Source organism: Paenibacillus sp. FSL E2-0151, assembly GCF_037993015.1.
GTDB classification, from domain to species: domain Bacteria; phylum Bacillota; class Bacilli; order Paenibacillales; family Paenibacillaceae; genus Paenibacillus; species Paenibacillus amylolyticus.
Window position 1 is genome coordinate 5,015,596 of the sequence record NZ_CP150308.1, and the last position, 25,556, is coordinate 5,041,151.

At 47.3% G+C, this 25,556-nt stretch carries 7 protein-coding genes; all 7 read right to left on the bottom strand.

Going from position 1 to position 25,556, the window contains the following annotated elements:
• Positions 1-6: 6 nt before the first annotated feature.
• The 7 genes from MHI55_RS22570 to MHI55_RS22600 are packed head-to-tail and all read right to left on the bottom strand — an operon-like array spanning position 7 to position 25,549.
• On the bottom strand, positions 7-858 hold the full coding sequence (locus MHI55_RS22570) for a 3-hydroxyacyl-CoA dehydrogenase family protein (RefSeq protein WP_211080858.1): 852 nt from the start codon (positions 856-858) through the stop codon (positions 7-9).
• Between the two features lie 28 nt (positions 859-886).
• On the bottom strand, positions 887-2,206 hold the full coding sequence (locus tag MHI55_RS22575) for an aminotransferase class III-fold pyridoxal phosphate-dependent enzyme (RefSeq protein ID WP_340386960.1): 1,320 nt from the start codon (positions 2,204-2,206) through the stop codon (positions 887-889).
• Complete coding sequence (locus MHI55_RS22580; protein WP_340386962.1) at positions 2,203-3,183, bottom strand: ACP S-malonyltransferase; 981 nt, start codon at positions 3,181-3,183, stop codon at positions 2,203-2,205. Before MHI55_RS22580 ends, MHI55_RS22575 begins: the two co-directional genes overlap by 4 nt.
• The gene (locus MHI55_RS22585) at positions 3,180-4,331 is read right to left on the bottom strand and encodes an acyl-CoA dehydrogenase family protein (RefSeq protein ID WP_100526996.1); all 1,152 of its coding nucleotides are present in this window, start codon (positions 4,329-4,331) and stop codon (positions 3,180-3,182) included. The genes MHI55_RS22580 and MHI55_RS22585 overlap by 4 nt, the downstream gene beginning before the upstream one ends.
• Entirely contained in the window at positions 4,328-4,585 is a 258-nt protein-coding gene (locus MHI55_RS22590; RefSeq protein ID WP_036668520.1) for an acyl carrier protein, read from the bottom strand. Before MHI55_RS22590 ends, MHI55_RS22585 begins: the two co-directional genes overlap by 4 nt.
• Positions 4,582-8,781 (bottom strand): beta-ketoacyl synthase N-terminal-like domain-containing protein, encoded by a 4,200-nt coding sequence (locus MHI55_RS22595; RefSeq protein WP_340386965.1) that lies wholly within the window; start codon positions 8,779-8,781, stop codon positions 4,582-4,584. The genes MHI55_RS22590 and MHI55_RS22595 overlap by 4 nt, the downstream gene beginning before the upstream one ends.
• The gene (locus tag MHI55_RS22600; protein ID WP_340390628.1) at positions 8,771-25,549 is read right to left on the bottom strand and encodes an amino acid adenylation domain-containing protein; all 16,779 of its coding nucleotides are present in this window, start codon (positions 25,547-25,549) and stop codon (positions 8,771-8,773) included. Before MHI55_RS22600 ends, MHI55_RS22595 begins: the two co-directional genes overlap by 11 nt.
• Positions 25,550-25,556 lie beyond the last annotated feature (7 nt).

Here is a 25,556-nt window from a genome sequence, read left to right on the forward strand (position 1 = left end):
TTCATCTTAGTAGGCGTAGAATCCTTGACCCGTCTTCCGCCCCCACTGTCCTGCATCAACCATTTTCTGCAACATCGGACAGCATCGGAATTTGGGGTCCTGATAGCTGTCGTACAATACTTTCAATGAATGCACGACCGTATCCAGACCAATTAGATCCGCCGTCTCCAGCGGCCCCATCTGATAATTGAAGCCCTTCTTCATAATGGCGTCCACCTGCTCGGGTGTAGCGATTCCATCCTGTACAATGTACGCCGCTTCATTCATTAACAAGTGCGAGAGGCGATTAGAGACAAACCCGGGAAGATCCTCTATGACAACTGGACTTTTATCAAGAGTTTCCAAAAACGCTACCATCTCATGTTCCGTACCCTGTGTTGTATGATGTCCTTTGATCACCTCCACCATGGATTTAACGGGAACCGGATTCATCAGATGCACCCCAATGACTCGACCTGGATCAGGCAAAAATGAAGCGAGCTTTGTCACGGAAATACAGCTTGTATTTAGCGCAAATAAAGCATCCGGACGAACCTTGTGGTATAGTCGTGCGTAAACTTCCTTTTTCAACTCCAGGTTTTCAGTTACATTTTCAATAATGATACTTGCCTCTTCCACACCTTCATCTTGTGTCTGGAACGAGATCCGTTCCATGATCTGATCCAGGGGCACCTGACCGTACCCTTGCTTCAGAAAGCAAGCTGAACGATATTCACGACGTATAACATCAGGGGCGTGTTCGATGACCGACGCCGAAATATCCTGCAAAATTACACGATAACCAGCCCTCGCGACATCCAGTGCTGTGGCGCATCCCATCACCCCTGCGCCAATGATTGCAATGAGTCGATTATGCATACCTAATCACCTCCTTATTGAGCTACCATCAGATCAGCTCGTCGTAGATCTCTTTCATTTCTGCAAGCGCTGCAGGGACACGCTCACCGAACCAGGCAACATCTTGCATATCAAGCAAGATATTCGGATACATCCGCGAGAGCGTAGATACCAGAATACCGTGCTCAGCAAGCTTGCTATTTAACAAAATATCAAAAGACATCAATTCAAACGTATAATCAGCCGTATCCGTAAGCAGCTCCGTGCAGCAGTGATAAGAAGCACAGCCAGACGGCCCTTGAACAATTAAAGGCAGACCTACCTTCACTGCTTCCTGGCAGAGTATGTCATGCATCATCTCAGCGTGGCGGTTCATGCTGTGCATCGCCTGTCCTCCATTGCGTCCCAACATTTCCAACGTAGCTTTTACAGCAGCTGTACCTAATGGATAGCCATTAAACGTACCCGCATGAATTACTTTTTTGTCTACAAGCAACTTCATGATATCCGCTCGGCCAACCAGGGCTGACACTGGAACTCCGCCACCCGCGATTGCCTTCCCAAGTGTAGTCAGATCAGGCGTTACACCGAATAACTGTTGGGCACCACCGAGACCCATACGGAATCCTGTTATAATTTCATCAAAAATGAGCACGACCTGGTACTGATCACATAACTGTCTGACTTTTTGCAGATAACCCGGAGCAGGCATGACTCCGCCTCCATTTACACAAACCGGCTCCATGATTACTGCTGCAATGTCGTCTCCATGCTGGCGAAATAGTTCCTCCAGACGGGGTGCGTCATTCCATGGCAGGAGGTAGGATTGAGATTCCATGGCATCCCTTGCCCTCCCCTTTGTTCCTTTCATGTCACCAGGATAGTCTGAAGGTACCGGCAAACCTGTACGTGCAGTCTTGCCACCCATAATATTGTCCGCATTGCCATGATAATGGCCTTCAAAACGTACAAAGCGATTTTTACCTGTCCACGCCCGGGCAAGACGAAGTGCATTCTGGACAATCTCCGTGCCTGATAACCCAAAACGAATCATCTCTGCTGAGGGTACATATTGATGGATCAGTTCCAGAGCCTCTGCATCCAGATCGCAATGACTTACGGAAAGAACACGGTCAATGGTATCCTTCAGACACTCGTTATACTCCTCGTTGCCGTGGCCAACAATGAGGGCACCAAAGCGGGCATATAGATCCAAATACTCGTTGCCGTTCATGTCCGTCACTCTGCTTCGGGAAGCATGCTTGAAATGGAGCGGTGTCTCTTCCCAAGGAAGGTGAAAATTATAGTGCACACCTCCAGGTAGCCATTGTTTCACCCGCTGATTGTACTGCATCATCTCCGTGATCATCCCTTATCTCCTCCCCCATTTGTCTGGTTTACTGCTTCATATCGCTCCAGTAACCTGGACCGATCTTGCGGATCATCCAGCGAATAGGCTGCAGGCAAGGTCTTATTCTCAGCCAGCATATTTCTTACGCTCTGGCCTGGACCGATATCGATCCATACCGTCGCTCCCAGATTTTGAACACGTGCCAATGCCTGATTCCAACGAATGGGTTGCAAAAGCTGGCTGCTCAGCAGCTTAGGAATGTTCTCGGCTCCGCGAATGAACTCACCATGTACTGTAGAGCAGATGGGAAACACTGGTGCAGAGAAGGAAATCCCTGCAAGCATCTCTTCAAGCTCAGGCTGAATGAACTGCATCAACTCGCTATGATAAGGTGCATCTGCCTTCATTGGCATCATGCGAAAAGGAATGAATTCCCCACCATAGCCATCCACCTGATCATCCAGCAGTTGAAGGCCCTTCGCAGTACCTGCGACGACAAACTGTCCCGGTGAATTATAACCGGAGATCGTCACATACTCGTTCTGACGAATATTCTCGACTAATTCTTCAAGCGCTTCTTGGGTTACATCAACGACAATACCCGCTCTTCCTTTTTGCTCCTGAATGGAGCGATGCATCAACGCACCACGCTGAGCTGTAAAACGGATCCCATCAGCAAATCGCAATGCTCCCGCCGCTACTAAAGCCGAAATCTCCCCCAAACTGTGACCTACTGCATAATCTGGAGTCATTCCAGTCCGGCGAACAAATGAGTCAAATAAAACGTAGCTTGCCGTCAGTACAGCAGGCTGAGCATATTCAGAGACCGTCAATTGATCCAGGGTCCCTTCCATAACCAGTGCCTTCAAATCAAATCCGATCACCTCGCTCGCTTCCGCAAAGATCTGATTCGCCTCCGGCTCACTGTCCAACAACTCGCTGCACATTCCGATATACTGGCTTCCCTGCCCGGGAAATAGCGCACAGAACGTCATACGCTACCGCCACGCTTGTAATAGGCTTTTAATCCGTAATGCGAGATCATCTCCTGCTGCATCTGAGAGGAACCTTCAATAATCTCCAGAATTTTGGCTTCCTTATACAGCCTGGCAACAGGATATTGGTTACTAATTCCGTTCGCACCATGAACCTGTAGCGCATCACTTGCAACTTCAACAGCAACTTTGGACGTAAAATATTTGGCAATCGTTGTCTCCATGGCGGCCTGCGGGTCCTTGGCTTCTCTCAGCTCGGCTGCACGTAAACATAATGCTCGTGCTGCATGGACTTTTGTCACCGCATCTCCAATCATGCCGCGAATCAGCTGAAAATGACTCAGCTTCTGATCAAATTGCTTCCGCTTCCTTGAGTAAGTCACCATGGCATCCAGCGCTTCCTGCGCAATCGCCAGCCCTGCCCAGGCAATGCTATATCTGCCCTGGTCCAGCGCCCCGGTTACGATGTACTCAAAACCTTCATTCAGACGTCCAATAATGTGATTCTTTGGTACACGCACCTCATGGAGATCAATCTCAGCTATACCTGTCTCTCCCGCAACCATGACACCTTCAATAGGTTGGGTCTGTACACCCTCAAACTGGCGTTCGACCCAAAAAGCAGTGCTTCGTCCCTGATTCGAGGCAATAATGATAAATACATCTGCCAGATGTCCAAACGTGATCCACTTCTTTTTTCCATTCAAAACATAACAGTCCGATTCTTCTCTCCACTCGGTCTTTACACTTTTGGCATCTGAACCAACTTCCGGTTCAGTCAGGCCAAAAGCAGCAATCCATTCTCCCTTCACCAACTTGGGCAGCCAGGACGATTTTTGCTCAGGCGTTCCGAAACGTACCAAAGTTTCACTTACAAGTGAAGTATGTACCGTTAACAAGCTGCGAACGGCTGGAAGAGCCTTGCCAAATACTTCAGTCAACAGCCCGTACGCCTTAGGGCCGAGACCCATGCCGCCATATTCAGCCGGGATCGAGGCAGCCAAGTAACCTTTTTCAGCCATGGCACGGATCAATGTTCTGGGAATGGCTTGCTGCTCTTGAATCTGTTGAGCATAAGGACGAATTTCACGGGCAGCAAACAATTCAGCTTCATGAATGATCTCTTGCTCTACATCCACTTCAATCATTCGGCAACCCCCTCTTGAAGAAGAGATTCATTGAGATAAGCGGCGAACTCGGCAATTGTTTTGTATTCAAACAACGCAACCGGACTGATGTCAACTTGAAGATGCTTACGTGCACGGTTAATGATCTTGAGCGCCTGCACAGATGAAACACCAATTTTCAAAAAATTCATCTCTTCATCGATGTCCTCTGGCTCCTGATTCAACGCTGCAGCAATCTCGCTTTTGAGAAAAAGCTCAATTTCTTCTTTTGTCATATCATGACCTCCGTTCCCTGATTCACATCTATCCAATGTACATACGGCTCGAATGGGTGTGCTGGCAGATGTACAATCTGGCCAGAGCCATTCGGATGTAACTGTTCCCAATCCAGCGCAGCACCACGTACATAAAGCTGTCCCAGCAATAAAGCAAGCTGATCCTCCATGGTAAGTGTCGGCTCGGCAGACAGGCGGATGAAGCTCTCCTTGCCACTGTATTCGAGCTGCTGCACTGTCTGATCTGCAGCAATTATAATTACAATGTCGGCGTTTGCCATCTTGCCAGGTGTGTCTTGCAGACTGTCTAACGTCACTCTGTTGTACACTGGAATGGATTGGCTTGCATGAGCGCTGTGATGTTCCTCGCCATCCAGATGTAAACTGGATACAAGTTCCTCTCCTGTAGCTATTCCTCGAATCTCTTGAATGGAAGGGACCAGACGTACAAGTGTCTCAAGCAAAGTCACCCAGTAGTTCAAGGTTGATACGGTATCTTCATTAGAATCGTCTGGCCTGATTACCTTACGAGCTTGAGCCTCATCTTCTCCGCGAATCTCATGCCCCCCAACCACAATATTGACACGAGCAGCTCGGTTTCTAGGCTTGAAGCCAAATTCCATCTCTTCGATGTTCCACTCTCCGGTTGAGCTGACAGCTACTGCTGCACGATACCGATAATGTTTTCTATATCTGTTCCGGGTAAAACAAAGATCCTCTAGTGCCAGGTCCGCATGTTTCTTCACATATTGCTCCGTGTTATCAATCAGCTTTTTTAAAGCCTGCTCTGATTTCGCAGAGAACGTTAACAATTGGCCGCGTGCCGAGGCAGCTACACGGACAGGGGCTTTCCATTCTTCCAGCACAATGTGGGCATTCGTACCTCCCAGGCCAAATGAACTGATGCCTGCCTTCCGTGTTTTTCCTTCAGGTACATCCCACGTTTTATGCTCGCTAACGATATGGAACGGCGATTGCTCCAGTCGGAGGGCCGGATTCGGATTATCCATATGCAGACTTGGTGCCAGTTCCCCATGTTGCATACTGAGAAGAACCTTGGCAAGACTGGCTCCACTGGAGGCTGCAAATAAATGACCAATATTGGTTTTGACTGAACCTAATCCAATCGAATTATCGCTTGTATATCCCTTTTCCCGGAACAGTCGGAGCAAGGCATTCACCTCAATTGGATCTCCAATCCTTGTCCCCGATCCATGTGCTTCAATATAAGAAATCTCGCTCGGGTTTAGGTTGGCGTCGCGATAAGCGGCACGGAGTACCTCATATTGCCCCTGAGGGTTGGGTGCCATAATGCCCAGGGAATATCCGTCGTTATTCACCGCTGTCCCGCGAATCACACCATAAACATGTTTATTGTTGCGAATTGCCTCTGTTAGCGGCTCCAGATATACAACAACAGCACCTTCTCCCAAGACTGAACCATCTGCTTCCCGGTCAAATACCTTCGTATGTTGAGTGGAAGAACAGATTCCAGCATTGCGTGATAGTTGATGAACATGCGGTGTAGCCAAAATGTTCGCTCCACCTACAACTGCCCCAGAGATACGCTTGTCCTGAATGGCCGCCACAGCTTGTGTCAGTGCTACCAGAAAAGAAGAACATGCTGTATCTATGGACAGTGCCGGGCCTGTAAAATTGTACATGTGTGAAATGGAGGCCGCTGCTATATTGGACATATTACCTACCATAGCGTGAGAATGAACAGCCTTTCCAAGACTCCGGTTCATATATTCAACAACCAGATCGAAGTATGTGCTGGGGTTAATCCCTACATACACACCCACATCACGCTTATCCTCATGATCCACGAGCATACCTGCATCCTCCAGCGCCTCATGAGCAACTTCCAGCAGCTTGCGATGTTGCGGATCCATAAATGCAGCTTGTTCAGACGGGATTTCAAAGAACTCATGATCAAACGTATCCGGTTGCTTCAGTTCCCCAATCCAGTCATCCCAACCGGGTTGCTTGGAACGTGTTGCACGCTCTAAACTAACCCGGTCAACACTATCTAACCCGTTAACCAGATTGCCCCAGAACTGCTCTTGGGTGTCGGCATCAGGCAGACGCAGAGACAGTCCGGTAATAGCAATAGCACGATGTACATTCAGGTGATTATCTGTGGTTTCAGCTTGTTCAAAGTCCTTCGTGTCTGCTGGAAGTTCCTGCAGATATTCCACCATCTCACGTACTGTACTGCAAAAAACAAGTAGTTCTTGTCCTAATTCACGTCCCATATGTGCAGACAGCTTGTCAAGTAATTGATAAGAGAGAATGGAATTGCCTCCAAGTGCAAGAAAAGAAGTATCCATCTCAATCTTTCCTGCGGGCAATTGAAGAATTTCGGCCCAGGCTTTACGTACGGTATATTCCAAAGACGATGTGGAAACCGTCTCGTGTCCTTGCTGTTGTGTGTTTTCGCGAATCAGCTCTTCAATGGCCTCGATGTCCTTGGTAAATACTCCACGCTCATATTCGTTTCTCAGCATGAAGCGCTGAACCTTGCCACTCGTCGTTTTGGGAATAACCTTGATTGGGAGAACATGGGTGATCTCAATACCCAATCCAGCCCTCATACGTTGGATCAGATCCTGTCGCACCTCCAGAAACTGTGGAGCGCCCGATTTGTATTTAACAAATACAAGCAGCTCCTCTACTTGTTTGAGGCTGTTAAAGTGCCCGACTACCGTCAGATTCCCTCTCGGAATGCTGCTATTCTGGTACAAAATTTCTTCAAGATCATGCGCATAATGGTTCTGTCCCCGAATAAACACAATGTCCTTGATTCGTCCGCTTACAACCAGGGAGCCGTCAGCCATATAACCCAAGTCTCCAGTGCGAAGCCACCCATCCATATACATTTCACGATTGATCTCCGGAAGACTGTAATATCCGGAGGTTACCGATTCCCCACGAATCTGGATTTCGCCAACAACCCGCTCATCCAGCACTTCACCCTGTTCATCCGCAATCCGGATTTGAATCCCTGTCATGGGATATCCTTCATGAACAAATTCGATCACATCCGAAGTATGGCTATCACTGCTAGGCAGCTGTACTGGCACAGCCAGTCCTTCCTGCACCAGCCGCGAACGCGAAATACGTTCAATTCGCGGCTCTTCCCCCAGTCTGGAGGTACATACACCTACTGTCGCTTCTGCCATGCCATACGCAGGAAACATCATATTGGAACGATAGCCACAAGAGCTGAATTTTTTGACAAATCGCTCGATAACAGACGTTGATATAGGCTCTGCACCATTCAAGGTCATACGCAGTGAAGACAGATCAAGCGTTGAGAGCTTGGAATCCGGGATCTTCTGAACCATCCATTCGAAACCGAAATTGGTACAGCAAAACCATTTTCCCTGATGCTCCGTAATCTTGCGCAAGAACAGATAAGGCGACCGTACGAAGGTATAAGGTGACATCACCATAATGTTGGCTCCACTCAGGACGGGTGTCAGATGCTGTCCAAATATCCCCATATCATGCGTATGCGGCAACCAGGTAAACACATTATCTCCTTCTTCAGCTCCAAGAAAAGTCTTGCATGCAATACTGTTGGCGATAATATTGTGATTTGTTAACTGCACACCTTTGGGAATTCCCGTGCTTCCTGATGAGAATTGCAGGAACACAATGTCATCAGGAGAGGTTGGGCATAGATCAGCCATCTGCTGGCCTGCTTGAAGCTGGTTCACGCTAATCAACATAAGACCTTTGAATACCGGACTTTCCGCAAGCTGTTTATACTTGGGCATGTAGGCTTCCTCGACGATAACGACTGGACGCCCGAGTACCTCCCACACTTTCGTGAATTTCTCCAAACCGGCTGAGCCTGGTTCCCAGGCAGCCGGAGGACTAACCGGGGCGACAATAATGCCCCCCAGCATACAAGCCCAAAAGGTACGGTAAAATTCCTGTGACTGGTCAATTTCCAAAATAACAACCTGTCCTTGTTGAATGTCTTGCTCCTGAAGAGACTGCAGGTACTTGCGCGCCTGCATCAGTAATTCAGGATATGATTCAAACTGTTCGTCACCTGAAGAGCTGATATAGGTCATTCCCTTTTCTGGATGAGTATCTGCAATGTAGATTAGCATCTCAGCCACTGTTGAATAATGTTCTGGCACAATCAGCTCGGGTCCTCGCTGTATGGATTTACTGGACATGTTGCACCTCCATTGCCTCATTGTGAACTACCACTCTCACATCGCTACCAAGCTTGTCATCAATCAGCTGTTTCATACGTTTGATGTCCAGACCAGCCTGACAGGCCAGATGTACGTACAGACACTCTTCGTCGTAGCGAATAACCCATTCGAATTGGGCGAGTCCCGAATTCGAATCTTGGTCATCCGACGACTGAGACGACATTGGGATCGCTTCGCTACTGGAGATGAAGCCTTGATAATTAAACAGAATCATCTGACGCGTCTCCTGTTCTGCTTGCCTGTAGGCAGTTCCCAATTGTTCCTGTATGCCATCATATTGTGCCGAGAGGGAAGAATCATGTGTAAGTGCCATAAAGTTAATGCTGTGTTGCTTCGTAAATTCCAGACGTTCCAACAGATCTTCCTGTGTGAATTCACTGTCTACCAGCACTGGAATCAGATCTAGGAATTCTCCCACATAATCATAGTAGGATTCTTCGCCATACTCCCTTCCGTAATGCACCAGGGCTATTGGCAATTGGCTTATGTTCAGATAAGCCGCAATGATGTTGGAAAAAGTTTTAAAGCATGTCCACCAAACATCTGCAGGCTCCTTCCCTGCAAGGGACAACTCGACAGTCATCGCTGAAGGCGACAATGTTTCTGTTTCCTTCAACTTGTTCATGACGATGGCGTTACATCTATTCCATGCCTGAAGCGAAAATTGTTTCTCCATTTCATCTTCTGATACCCCTATGGGGCCTTGAGACAGAAAATTTACATAATCCTCATAATTTCGTACTTGGTACAGAAGATCACTCTCGATCTCTATACCTTGCGGTCTATATAATGCCTTCGACTCAAGTTGCTGCTTGATGATCTGGGCACTCATACCATCAAACGCAAGGTGATCAAAACTCCAAATCAGCTTATGCTCTGTTGCTCCTGTACGCAAAATACACAGACGCCAAGGTAGTTCCTTCAACGTATACGTTTTGTGTAACAGAGACTGAACCAGTTTGTACTCCAACTGCTCAATCGTAGCCGAAGCATAATGACGAATATCAAGATATGGGATAAGCTGTTGCAGCATGTCCGCCGCTAACGATATATCACATGGATGCCAATACAATTGTTCTTCCTCATATATCATGCTGTGCAGCAACTGATGCCGGGATATAACCCCAAGAATCAGGTGTTTTACATCTTGTTCATTCAATTCGCCTTCCAGCGTTGTTGTAAATCCGCTTGCTCGTGAAGTCGTAGAAGCATGTGCTTGTTGAATTGGAGATAGTGGGAATTGACCCATAGGGGTCATGCCCGCCATAAAAGATGAAACCTGATTGCAGCTGTTTAAGACATGCAGGACCAGGCTGTCCAGTTGTTTCTCATGAAGTGTTATGTCCTGTGGTATGACTATCGGGGACTGAATATGCAGGCTATCTTCGGACCAAACTGACGCCGGAGGATTAATATCTACCAATTTGGCAAGTCCTCTAACTGTCGGATATTGGAATAATTCGTTCACATTGATGGCAATTCCTTCTTTTGCCAAAATTTGAGTGAATGCAATCGCTTTGAGCGAATGCCCCCCATTTTGAAAGAAGTGATCTTCCACACCAATGCCTGGATTACCCAGGATCTGTCGCATGGCGGCAAGAATGACACGCTCTGTTTTTGCCCGAGGTGAACTCACCTCCAGAGACCTTTGCTGCTCTTCAACCAAATGCTCGGACAATGCCCTTCGGTCCACTTTGCCATTGGCATTAATCGGAAGATGATCCATTCGATTAATGCGTGCAGGCACCATGTACTCTGGCAACTGCTGGTGAAGTTCTCTTCGAATATACTCAGCATCTGCTCCAGTATCGGTTGTATAAAAAGCGGCAATGTATAGACTTCCTGATGGTTCTGTAACTGTCATGACAAAGGCATCACGAACTCCCGAAAGACGCTCCATGCAATTGCCTATCTCCGATAACTCAATGCGGAAACCTCTGATTTTGACCTGGAAATCCGAACGTTCAATAAAAATCAGACTGCCATCAGCCAGACGTTTAACGATGTCACCTGTCCGATACATTCGTTCTCCCGTGCGGAAGGGATCATCAAGAAAGTGTTTTCGGGTAAGATCCTCACGGTTAAGATATCCAATACCTACCGCATCCCCACTGATATACAGTTCACCTGGAACGTTGGGTGGTACAGGCTTCAGCTTATCATCCAGAACATACAAGGCTGTGTTAGACAGGGGATACCCTATAGGCAGTGAGCCAGTATAAGGCTCTGTTTGCTGTAATAAGTGGTAGGAGGCAAAAAAGGTTGCTTCCGTTGGCCCATATCCATTTAACAGCTTGCCCGGCCCCACACATGCAAGCGCTTTGTTGGCATGACTCACCGATGCAGCTTCACCACCAAACATCACTCTACGCACATTCTTCAAGCATTCAGCATCCCAATCCACCAGCATATTAAACAAGGATGTCGGAATATAAAATACTGAAATCCGTTGCTGTCGGATGACATCCGCCAAACGAGCCATATCCAAAATGGTCTCTTTCGAGATTAATACAAGAGTAGCGCCATTTATTAATGAAGCAAAAATATCGAAAATGGAACCGTCAAACGCATAGTTAGAAATTTGCAGGATACGATCTTCTGGCACGACGGTGACAAAATTGCTATTTTTCATAACTTTGGTCACATTGCGATGACTCATCACAGTCCCTTTTGGGGTTCCTGTTGACCCTGATGTATAAATGATATAAGCCGGGTCAAGAGCAGTCTTGTTCATATGTTCAACGGGCTCCTGCATGTCTCCTGAATCAAATGCTGCCAGTTCATCTGCCGGCACGATACAAGGAACTACAGATTGCCATGTGGAGGCATACGCCGATTCAGTCAATAACACAGCCGCATCGCAATCTTGCAAAATAAATTCAATTCTCGATGGCGGCGAAGCCGGGTCGATCGGGACATAACTGCAACCCACTTGGAGTGTAGCAAGAATACTGATCATCTGGATCGGTCCGCGGTCCAGAATAAGAGCAATACTGGAGCCTGATTTTACCCCTTGTCCAAGCAACCTGAACGCCAGCCACTGAACACGTTCATACAGATCCGCATAGCTCCATTCACCGTCTTCCCAGACCAATGCTGTCTTCTGTGCATGCACATGAACTTGTTCCTCGAATAATTGGGAAATGGTCGCATCTCGCGGATACTGAGCGGCATTATCGTTGACTCCGTACAGCAGCCATTCCTCTTCCTCCGGTGTAGTGAGCTTAATCTGAGCAATTCGTTCAGTATGCCCTGTTGTGATCTGAGACAGGATATACCGGAATTTATCCAGCATCAGTTCCATGGACTCCGCTTTAAACAAATCTGAGCGATAGTCAAGTTCAACCGTGTAACATTGTTTATGCTCGACCAGTGTCCAAGTCAGATCAAATTTGGCATCCACCTTACCTTCGACCCATGGTTCAAGTATCAGTTCCCCGGCTTCAGGATCATCGGTTCCCATGTTAATGTAATTTAACACCACATCAAATAGGGGGTTGCGGCTTAAATCACCGAATAGACCAAGTTGTTCCACCAGTGCTTCATAAGGATAATGCTGATGTTCATAACAGGATAACAGCTTGCCACGCATCTCATTCAAATACGTCTCTGTGGACCATTCTCTGTCCATGCTGGTGCAAATGGCAAGCATGTTCACGAACATCCCCATAACGTTATTGAGTTCTGGCTTCTCACGCCCCGCAACCGCTGTACCTACGACCAAATCGTCTTGACCCGTATACTTCCAGATTAATAGATTCAAAGTTGCCATAAACAACATATAGGGTGTAAGCCCTTGTTGAGTACAGAAATCATTGACCTGTGTGCTTAACGACTCACCAAGTTCAATGGAAAGTCTGTCTCCGCTGTAGGATGACGCGCCATGTCTTGGGAAGTCTGTAAGCAATTCAACCGGTTCAGGCTTGTCCTTGAATTCCTGTATCCAAAACTTGGCGTCTTCAACAGATTGTGCATGTGACGCAGCTTCATCACGCCATTCCGCATAATCCTTATACTGAATGTCAAGAGATTGCAATGTTTCTCCTCTGTACATGCGAGCAAAATCCTGCATCAGGATCGCAATGGAACTCTGATCCGAAATGATATGATGCATGTCGATGAATAAGATGTGTTCCTCTTGAGAAAGGTGAATGAGCTTAACACGAACCAATGGTGCGCTGGTCAGATCAAAAGGCTTGATCCATTCCATGACCTGCTCTAACCCTGCTGTTTCTAATTCCAGCAACTCCACCACGCTTGGAACCTGATCCTCCACAATTTGGAAAAGCTCACCGTCAATCATTTCAAATCTGGTACGGAATGCTTCATGTCTCTCTACCAGTGCATCCATTATTACTCTGAATTGCGTAGGGTCAAGTTTTCCCCTTACCCTATAGGAACTGGCGAGATTGTACGCCGTACTCTCACCTTTCATCCACTCATGCACCACATACATTCTTCGCTGTGCAGAAGTGGTCTTGTATTTCTCTTTCTTAGTTACAGGTAAGATTGGGTTCACTGAATCAGAGTCACTTGTAACCTGATGTTCAGCAATCCATTGAACCATGTGTTCAAACACAGAATGATCAAAAACCTCTTCCAGCCCCAAATTTAATCCAAACATTTCTTTAATCCTCGACGCCAAGGAAATCGCTTTTAAAGAATGACCTCCAAGCTCAAAGAAATCATCTTCAAGGCCGACTTCTCCATTACCAAGCAACTCCTGCCACAATTGCGATAATACATGCCTTATCTCATCATCAGTCCGTTGAACCCTGACTTTCCCAGATGGAGATTGGTCTAATGCTGCGATAGAACCCGCTGCAACCTGCGACATACCTGCAAGCTGATACAACGCAACATCATGTTGATGAACAATGGGGTCAAAGGAATACGTCGGCAGGGAGATTTTTTCCCTAGGCCCCGTTCCGTTTAACTGTTCCCAATCCAATTCCATGCCAGAGCACCAGCAAAAAGCAAGTACTTTCATTAAATACACGTCTGCCTCAAGCAGGCTCTGACGATCTCCAGTAAGAGCAATGATGTTTGGCTCTGAAAATGAATCCGGAGCTATTGGTTCTGTATCCTGCTGCTGATTCGAAACGATCCACAGCGTATGCCCAGCAGATTCAGAAAGCGTCTTGCGATTTAGCAGCGTAAACAGGAAATTTGGAGATAACAGTGGTGCAATACTCGACGCATGGTCTGTTACAGTTGCATCTGTCATCCTTCCTGTCAAAGCATCTGACAATGCTCCTTCTTCTAGTGACCAATGCTCCAGATTGTATAAAAGCCCCACGGCATGTACTGGATCAAGTGCATCACTAATAACCAACCCCACCAGTTCGCCAACGCCTTGTCCACAGACAGCATCCGGCTTGATACCAAGCTGCATCACGGTTTTATAAAGAGCATATTGCACAACAAAGCACTGCATGCGCTCAAGCCTTGAATCGATTAACGATCGCCCTATGCCTTGGCGGATGGCATACTGTTCCTTGGACTCAAAGAGGTTCAGTATCTCTTCAAAGTGCTGTTTGAATATCTCTGAGACCTGGCTGCGATACACAGAAGCATATAGTTCCCGAATCTTGCGCGCTTCCCAACTTGCATTTCCGCTGAGATAAAACATGACCTTAGGCTTCCCATTCATCACACTTGCCTGTGTCTCAAACTCTACAGACTGCTCGCTTGGCGGAATATAACCGTCTACAACGATTAGCGCTTTACGATGAACGAATCTGCTTCTTCCCTTCTGTAGCGTCCACGCAGCATTGGGCAACTGCTCCGGCAATGCATGGATTGCCTGTAGAACCGAATCATACGTGCGTTCCAGCGCAGATTCACTTTTGGCCGAGAAGGGCAGCAGAAGCAATGATTCATAATTGGCTTGGCTCTCTTGGACGGGCGGCTGCTCCAGAATGACGTGAGCATTGGTCCCCCCGATCCCAAACGAACTGACACCTGCTCGCAGGATACGCTTCGCGTCTTCTAATGGCTGTGGCTCCTTGTTTATATAGAAGGGACTATGCTCCAGCTCCAACATCGGATTCGTCCGATTCATGTGAATCTGTGGCGGCACCACCCGGTGATAAAGCGTCAGTACGGTTTTAATAAAACCGGCGACACCTGCTGCCGCATCAAGATGCCCAATATTGGCTTTCACAGAACCTAGAGCACAATAATTTCTACGATCTGTTCCCCATGACTGCCTGAGCGCTTCAATTTCAATCGGGTCCCCCAGTTTGGTTCCTGTTCCATGCGCCTCCAGATAGGAGATCTCTTTTGGAGACACTCCCGAACGATGCAGGGCTGATTGAATAACCTTGACCTGCCCGGCCACACTCGGTGCCGTATATCCAATTTTGTCCATGCCATCATTATTAATCGCTGAACCTTTAATGACTGCATAGATATGATCTCCATCTCTCTGCGCGTCGCGGAGTGACTTGAGCACAACCATTCCGCATCCATTACCAGACACAGTACCAGATGCCTGCTCATCAAACGGTCTGCAATGACCATCCTTTGAATAAATCATGCCTTCATGCCAGTGATAACCTTCTTTGAGCGGATAGGAGATAGAGACACCTCCCGCAAGTGCCACATCACACTCTCCCCGAATCAATGATTCAGCAGCTTGGTGGATAGCGACCAAAGAAGTTGAACATGCGGTCTGTACGGCCATACTCGGCCCTCTCAGATTTAATTTGTGAGATACTCGGGTTGTAATATAGTCCTTTTCATTTAAAGTCATGGCTTCAAAAGCCTGTAACAAATTACCGGAACGACCCAGAAATTGCACCATCCATGGTAAGCTCAGTCCACTTCCGGCAAACAATCCTATAGATCCCTCATAACTGTAAGGATCACACCCGGCATGCTCAAGCGCCTCCCATGAGCACTGATGCAGCAGCCGGATTTGCGGATCCATCATGTTGGATTCCTGATGCGGATATTCGAAAAATCCGGAGTCAAAATACTCAGTGTCTTGCAGTACACCTTTGGCCCGTACATAATCGGGATGTTTGAAGTCTTCCGGTCGTACACCCGAAGCGGTTAGATCCTCCTCATTCAGACGGGTAATACCGTCCTTACCTGCCATTAGGTTATCCCAGAACTCCTCAATATTTCTTGAGCCGGGAAAATGCCCTGCCATGCCAATAACTGCGATATCCGACGAAGAAGAAATTCTGCTACTGTGTTCTGAAGCAGACGGGATACTCTGTTCCGGTCTGCTCTGCTCCACTTTGCTGTGTTCAACTGTGCTCCTCACATACTCTTTTGGAGCTGTTGTCGGGTCCGGGTTCGTAACAGGATATCCAGCCGAAGTGATATGCCCACTCTCCTCTTGCACCTGTTGTGTAACTGTCGGCAGCATCTGCTCAGCCACCAGATGATTAACCAGTGATGCAATGGAGGAATGCTCAAACAATTGCACCAGCGGAACGCTTTTATCCAGATAGGCATTCAGCCGATTATTGATCAGAATAAGCCCCAGCGAGTTGCCTCCGATGTCAAAAAAGTGATCATGGATATTAACCGTATCCAGATTCAATATTTCCTTCCACGTTGCAATGAGCATCTGCTCCAGGTCAACTTTTGCCCGCTCCATTCCTTGAATCGATGAGCCATAAACCAGAGCCGGGTTATCCCTCTCTCCCGTTTCAAAATCAGCCAGACGAAGAGCATTGCGATTCAGTTTGCCATTAGGCAGCACAGGCAGATTTTCCAGACGAATCAAGCGAGAAGGCATCATGTACTGTGGAAGCCGCTGCTTTAACCAGGTCCGAAGCTGTACGTCTTCATCCCCCATAACGGAAGGCCCAATCCCAGGCTTCAGACTGTAGAAAAGGATTAATTGCAATGAATGTGACTCGGCCCCTTCTACCTTAACGACAGCTTCTCTTACACGTTCATAATTCATCGCTGCCTGCTCAATCTCATTCAGTTCAATCCGGTAGCCACGAATCTTCACCTGCTGATCTAACCGTCCCATTAACTCAACATCTCCATCCGGCAGTATACGGGCCAGATCGCCAGTTCGGTACAAACGGCCTCCCAAAACATTGGAGTTTGCAATGAATCGGGCATCGGTCTCAGCTGCATTGTGCAGATAACCGCGGGATAATCCTTTTCCTGCAATGCACAGCTCTCCATAACTTCCAGGTGGCAGTATTTCACCTTCATCATTCAGAATATAAATCTCTGTATTGGTAATGGGCTTGCCAATGGTAATCGCGGCTGTGTCATTCAATTCTTTGGTCGTTGACCAGATCGTAGTTTCCGTTGGTCCATACATGTTAAAGACTCGAGCGGGCGTAAGCCGCTTCAGATCGGTGAGGAGTCCCACAGGGACGTTTTCCCCTCCAGTAAGAACACACCGCAGATTGCCCAGCGCCTGAGCGAATTCCGGATTTTCGACAAATGCCTTAATGCGTGAGACCGTGCTAAGAATGTGTGTAATACCATGTTCACGTATTCGACGTGAAGCAAGAGCCGGGTCAAGCTGCTCCTGCTCATTGGCCAGATACAGCGAATATCCGGTGCATAATGGTGTCCACACTTCAAATCCGAAAATATCAAAAGATATGGTCGTTACACTGATGATGCGATCTGTCTCATGTGCAAAAATATGTCGGTGCCTGATGTCCTCAACAAAATTGACCATCGCCTCATGAGTAATCATGACCCCTTTGGGACGACCGGTCGATCCTGAGGTAAAAATCACACAGGACAGATCCGAAGACAGGAGGCTTACGTCCGGGTTAACGGATGAGCGCACATCCTGGGCAGTTGGATCATACACAAATCGCTCTCCGCTAAAAGTCACTGTGCCTTCTTCATCAGGCGTACACAGCAATACGTTCATTCGGCTGTCTTCGATCATATTCACGATGCGCTGCGGCGGAAAAGCAGGGTCCAGAGGCACATAAGCCGCCCCAGCTTTCAGCACCGCCAATAGCATAATGATCAACGATTCATCTCGTCTGGATAATATGCCTACAGGTTCATCCGGGCGCACACCTTGATCAATCAGCTTCCAAGCCAGCGTATTAGCTTTTTCATTAAGCTCCCTGTAGGTAAAAGAGGCTCCGGATGATACAAGGAGAGCTTTCTTGTCTGGTGTGTGTTCTGCCTGCTGCTCGAACAGCCGATGCAGACCCACCGCAGGATTGTAATCCAGACGTGGGCCAGCAAGACGATGGACTGGGTGCTCATGAGAACGTTCGTTTCTCTCAAACAGTTCGTTCAGAGACAGATTAGGCTGTTGTACAACCTCTTGGCAGAGTCCGATAAACTCCTGCATCATACCTTCAATTGTGTCCCGGCGGAACAGATCCAGCGAGTATTCGATATATCCTTCAATCACCTGCTTCTCCCTGTTTTCTTGACAGGTCATTAACAGATCATAAGTAGACGTACCCGTCTCCACCGGAAAAGAACTGAATTGCAAACCATGAAGTTCAAGTCCATGCAAGTCCATGTTCTGATAATCAAAACAAACATCAAATACCGGATTTCGGTTCAACTCACGTGTCACGCCCAGTTGTGCCACAAGCTCATTAAACGGATACTCCTGATACGCAAAAGCATCCAGTGTATGTTGTTTAAGTTCGCGTAAAAAATCAGTGTACGTACGATCAAACGTTGGAAAATTCCGCATCGCAATCATATTGACAAACATGCCTACTGTCTCTTTCCACTCCTCTTGCATCCTTCCTGCAACAGGCGTTCCTACCACAATGTCCTGCTGATCTGAGCGGTGTGCAAGAAGAAGATTCCACACACTTAGCATTACCATATACATGGATGCTTCCGATGAGGAAGCCAGCTCATGCAAGTGTTGTGTCAACGAACGATTCAACGTGAAATGAAGACGTCCCCCTTGCATGGATCGCTGTGATGGACGCTCATGGTCAAGTGGAAGCTCCAGCACAGGTAAAGAAGGGCCAAGATGGTCCAGCCAGTACGTTTGATGTGAAATGTATTCCTGTGAAGCGAGACGTTGCTGCTGCCATACCGCGTAATCTTTGTACTGCAATCGGACTGCATGCTCTTTGCCAAAATATAAATCATTGAAGTCACGAGTGATGATTTCGACAGATGTACCATCCGCGATAATATGGTGAATATCAAAGAATAACAGATGCTTGCGCTCGCCTATCTTAATCAGTTCAACCCGCATAAGCGGAGCACTCCCCAGATCAAAAGGACGAATCAATGTCTCGATCATCGCAGGCAACTCTTGATCATCTGCCACATGCTGCTCTGCGTAGCCCATACTTAAGCGAACTGAAGGTTGGATGATCTGAACGATCTGACCACCCTGTATCTCAAACGATGTTCTGAGCGCCTCATGATGCTGCATCAACTTCTGCAAAGCAACCTCAACTCTTATACGGTCCAATTCACCTTCAATAATGGTTGCAGACGGTAGGTTGTATGCCGTATTGCCTGGATCAAGCATCGCTTGTGTGAACATACGCATCTGTGCAGAAGAGATTGGATAAGCATCCATAGTGGGTGCAGATTGAATTATCTGTTGGTCCACTTTTGGTTTCGCCATGACATAGAGATGCTCCGCCAGTTGAATAGGCGTTGAATGATTGAAAACATCAGCTACCTCAGGCTGAATTCCTAAATGAGACCGGATCCATGCAGACAAGCTGACTGCTTTGAGAGAATCTCCTCCAACCGCAAAGAAATTAACCTCTTCATCTAGATCATCGATGCCAAAAATCGTTCGATATGCGTCCAGGACAATCTGTTTCAGTTGGTCTGAACCACCAGTATAAACGGTCCCTTTTACTAGAGTAGGGCCACTTCCCTTACCCTGCTCTGCATGCTGCCTATCATCCCCGGTACCCATTCCTTGCACTGCTGATGAGCCAGAAAGAGAAACACTGACAGGATAGGATTGTTTGTTGAAAACATAAGTAGGCAGAGAGCATTTTCGTCGTACCGTCTGCCCTTTGAGCACCTTCCAGTCCGGTTCAATGCCTTCGCACCATAACTCCGCAAGTCTGCGGTTCACATAGATACTGTCCTGCTCCGTCTCCCTTACGTGACGTAGCATATTCAGTACCGTCTGGGAATCTCTTGATAGACTGTGCTGTCTGGCAAAGGAGCTTAGTGTTCGTCCTGCACCTACTTCAATTAATACAGCCCGCTCATCCTTCAACACTTCAGCCAGGTTTGATTCAAACAACACCGGCTGTAAAATATGACGGGACCAATAGTCAGGTTGTGTGATTTCATCGCCAAGCGCCCATGTTCCACTGGTATTGGACAGTAATGGGATCTGTGGCGTATGAAGTGAATGCTCTGCTAGATAACGTCTAAATTCCTCGGCGGCCTGATTCATCATTGGAGTATGGAATGCATGGGAAGTCTTCACACGAATGCACTTCCAGCCCAGTCCTTCAGCCTTGGCTTCCATCCGTGAAATGGCTTCAGCTGTCCCACCAATCACACTGGAACCTGTAGTATTCACCAGGGCAAGCCACATGTCTTCCTCCAGTTGTGACTTCACCTGCTGCGCATCCGCCATAACGGCAAGCATGACCCCGGGTTGTTGTTGCTGCATCAGACGTCCGCGAAGTCGAACTAACTTGACAGCATCTCCGAGTTCGAACACACCCGCTACCGTTGCGGCAGCCAGTTCACCAATGCTGTGCCCGATCATGCCATCTGGCTTGATGCCCAGATCCAGTAGAGACTTGGCGAGCGCATAACTTGTCATGAACAGTGCGAATTGGCTGTACTCTGTCTGGTTTATTCGCTCAGGTTGCTGATCTCCGTATACAACGGACAGCATATCTTCTCGTTCTTCCGTAGGCAGAAGGTCCAATATTTCCTGAATATAACTTCTGAAGATTGGAGCTAGGCCTGCTTGCTCTGTAGATCTGTATAGTTCTGCACCCATTCCCTGATACTGACTGCCCTGTCCGGGGAACATAAAGTATACGGGACGAGTGCCTTGAGCCGAATGGTATACCCGTGCTTTCCCCAGCTGCTGTATCAGCTTGTCCGGATTATCCTTCCATGTCTTATCCAGAATGAGTGCCTTACGATACGCAAAAACAGATCTACCTGATTGCAAGGTCCACGCTGCGTTCGATACAGATTGATCCGGCTGCTGAGTCAGATGTTCCATAATCCGTTCAGCGGTGCGGTTCAGCGAGTACTCCGTTTTGGCGGAAAAAAGCAATATATTTACGTCATCATCCGGACTGCACTTCTCCATCTCGGGAGCCTCCTCCAATACCATGTGAGCATTCGTGCCCCCCACACCAAATGAATTGATTCCTGCGCGCATGACTCCAACATTGCCCTGTTTCCAGTCCACCCCTTGTGCATTAACTTTAAAAGGCGTATTCAAAAAATCAATTTTAGGATTAGGCTGCTCATAATTCGCTGTTCCAGGGATATAACCTTGTCCAAGACTGAGCGCTACCTTGATTAAACCAACCACACCTGCGGCTGTATCCATATGTCCCACATTGCCTTTGACAGAACCCAGATAGCAAAATTGCTTTTGGTCGGAAGCAAAGGCCCGAGTTAACGAGTTTACTTCAATTGGATCACCAAGCAACGTTCCCGTACCATGTGCTTCGATATAACTCACCGTTTCCGGGTCTACTCCGGCTACCTTATAAGCATCCTGAATGACTTCAGCCTGTCCGCTTACGCTTGGAGCAAGAAAACTGAGTTTCTCTTGTCCGTCATTGTTAATTGCTGAGCCTTTGATGACCCCGTAGATATGATCTCCATCCCGCAGAGCATCGGTTACCCGCTTCAGCACCACAATTCCCATACCATTGGAGAAGACGGTTCCACTGGCTGCCGCATCAAATGGACGACAGTGTCCATCTGTGGAGAACATCATGCCATCCTCAAATATGTAACCCCCTTCATTGGGCAACTCCACGGTAATTCCACCAGCCACGGCCACATCACATTCTCCAACGATCAAAGATTGACATGCCAGATGAGGTGTAACCAATGAAGTAGAACATCCCGTCAGAGCGGTATAGGCTGGCCCTTTTAAGTTCAGCTTATAAGCCATTCGGGTAGCGAGAAAATGATTGGTGCTGAGGGTAAATGCTTCGTATTTACTGCTATAGTTAGCATCGTTAAAAAGCACTTGACGGTACCATTCGAAGTCATCGGACCCGCCAAGGAACACACCCACCTTACCCGCTTCATCCGGTCTGCAGCCTGCATCCTCCAGCGCTTCCCATATTCCCTGATACAAAAGTCTGAATTGGGGAGACATCATTTTGGCTTCACCGGGAGTATAGTCAAAGAACCCTGCGTCAAACTCATCAATGCCGTTGGCACGTCCTTTTGCCTTGACATAACGAGGTGAACGCAGCATCGCTTCTTCCACACCAAGCTCCCTCAATTCATCATCACTATAAAAGTGAATGCTTTCCCGCCGTTCAACAAGGTTACTCCAGAACTCCCTTATATCCTCAGCACCCGGCACATTCACCGCCATGCCCACAATTGCAATGTCCTCACGCATAATGCCGTCTTTTCGTTGAAACAATTGTTCCCTTTCAGTCGGTATCCGAACTCCCTCATCTTTCGGTCCCAGCGCTGCAAATTGACGCAATGTCGGGCATTCGAAAAAACGAGGCACAGGGAACTCCACATCGGTATAATGTTTTAGTTTATTGTGAGCCTGAATGACAGAAAATGAATTTCCGCCCAATTCAAAGAAATGGTCATCGCGCCCTACTCTCTCAACACCGAGCACTTCGGCCCACACTTCGGCTATAATCCTCTCAAGCTCAGAAGACGGAGCGGTATAGAACGTACTGGAAGCGTGAGCATGCGTGATATCTGCCATGAGTGCCTTCCGGTCAATCTTCCCACTGCTATTCAATGGAAATTCGGATTTATGTACAAAAACGGATGGTATCATATATGCCGGTAACAAACGAGACAGATGCTCTCTCAATTCGACAGAAGGCAGCTCCTGCTCTGACAGATAGTAGGCATACAGCAAGCCGGACCTACCTTCAAATGATTTCATGACTACCACGGTCTGGATGACACCCGGATAGGATGACAGGGTATTCTCAATTTCGCCTGTCTCCAGTCTGGCACCCTGAATTTTAACCTGAAAATCAATGCGTCCCAGATATTCGATCGTACCGCTTGGGAGTGAACGTACCAGATCCCCTGTGCGGTACATGTACCTGAAATGCTCTGCGTCCTGTCCTTCTTGAAAGAAAGGATTAGGGACAAACTTCTCTCGGGTCATCTGTTCCAGATTCAGATATCCACGTGCAAGCCCAACACCACTAAGACAAAGCTCCCCTGGAATACCTAACGGCTGAAGCTCATCATGATTTCCGACGACATACCATCTGGACTCATTGAGCGGGTAGCCAATCGGTACATTGCCCAAGCCTTCGTAATGGCTTAACGGATAATGAGAAACCCATATGGTGCATTCGGTTGGACCATAAACATTTTCAAGACTTGCTCTAATGCCTAACCTGTTAAATTTCTCAATGATATCTGGCGTGACTGCCTCTCCGCCAACAAACATCCATTTCAGCGTTTCCAATGCTGACAGATCGGAGCGAAGCTCCATCGTTTCCAGAAAAAGACGGAATAACGTTGGAACAAAGTTGATGTGCGTAACCTTATGTGATGCCACCGTTGACACAATACGAGCAGGGTCTTTTTCTGCTCCAGGCTCAAGAATGCTTAGTGCGCCTTCACCCATGAACCAGCCGAAAAGTTCCGTGGCAGACACATCAAAGGTATATGCTGTTTTCAGCAAGTAAACATCCTGCGCCTGCATCGGAAAACGACGCTCCAGATCAAGCAGTGTATTGACTACGCTATGATTTTCAACCATGACTCCTTTTGGCTTGCCTGTTGATCCGGACGTGTACATGATATAGGCAAGGCTATGCGGATTCAGCGCCTCTTCGAGATTTGAGACATCCCCCGTATAGGCCTGATCTCCCTCAACGTAGATGTACTGGACATCCAGAGTCTCGTCATCTTTTTCGGGCTGCATAGCCAGCACTATGGATATGTCTGCATCCGATAAAATATAGGCCTTTCTGGACAAAGGATAGGAAGGGTCTACAGGCACAAAAGCACATCCGGCTTTTAATACAGCCAATAGGGCAATGACCATATCCGAGGAACGTGGCATCTGCACGCCAACTGCCGCGTTATCACTTTTTTTAATCGCAACGATCTGCCTAGCCAATTGATTCGCTTTTGCGTTGACCTGCGCATAGGTCTGATGCTGCTTGCCTTCCATTAGAGCTACCCGCTCCGGGAAACGTGCTACTTTATCGTGAAATATATCCATAATATGTTGTGGAGTGTAGGGAAAATAAGAAGTTTGATTGAATCGGTACAGTAAGTTTTCTTTCTCATCTTGTATCAGGAGGCTGAACTCCCTGATTTTTTGCTCAGAATTGGTTACTAGTTGATTCAGCAAATATAGAAATCGTTGGCCCATTCGCTCCATTGAATCTTCACGGAACAAGCTCGGTTTATATTGCAGCTTCAACTGCGCACCTTGCGGTAAACGACTCAACACCACCATTAGATCTCCTGGGAACGTAACCTTATCCTGATCCAGAATACGAGTTCCGAGCATATCTTCCTCATAGGAATCATAAACAAAGGAGATATCAAACAACGATGGTGATCCGGGTTGAGCCTGTAACATACTGTCTCTGACAATGAGGTTATTGGGATATCCGATGTTCCTGTACGTATCCATCCAGGTTGTGGCTACTTGTTGCAACAGAGGTTTTAGAGTTGATTCGAGGTCAATATGGAATCGCATAGGCAACATATGGACAAAACATCCAATCGTTTCTTCCAAGTCCATACCGGGACGATGAGAATATGGGGAGGCAAAGGTGATATCGTCTGTACCGACATATTTACTCATAAGAATGCCAAAGGCACCCATAAAGAACATAAAAACGGTTACTTCATTATCTTTGGACATCTGTGTAATATCAGCCATTAACGATTCCGAAATATCAAATCGCAGTTCATGACCAATCCCTTCTTGTACAGAACCTGCTGGAAAGTCGTGCTTTAGAGAAAGAGGTTCCACTCCCTTCATTTTGTTCAACCAGTATTCCCGCTCTTTGGAGTACTTGTTTTCGTGCAGTTTCTTGTTCTCTGCCTCAACATAAGAGATGAATCCTTCATCCAGCTTGACATCCACAGGCTGATCTTCAAGAAGACACGTATATGACTGGATAAGTTTGTTTTTCATCAGTTCAAGCGACAAGCCATCACATATTAAATGATGAATACATAAGGTCAGAATATATCGGCTTTTATCCATCTGAACAATCATTATACGGAACAGAGGACCTTTCTCCAGCTCAAAAGGTGTCCCGATGCATTCATCCACCAGTGCTTCTAACTGTTGTTCCTTTGGATTCTCCTGATTCTCGCTACTTAGGTCCCACAAGGCAAGTGAATAATCCATATCTTCATGAACGGATAACACAGGTACATCATTTTGAATCTCAATCCGAGTACGCAGCACCACTTGCTCATACATAAGCAATTCGATGGATTGGCGAAATATCTCCATTTGAAGATGATCAAATTGCATTGAAGCTGAGATGTTATACGAAGTGGGATCATTCACCTGACAATCAAAATAGATTCCCTTTTGTGTTTCGGAAAGTTCAACGGTTTTTTGTACCATCACGACC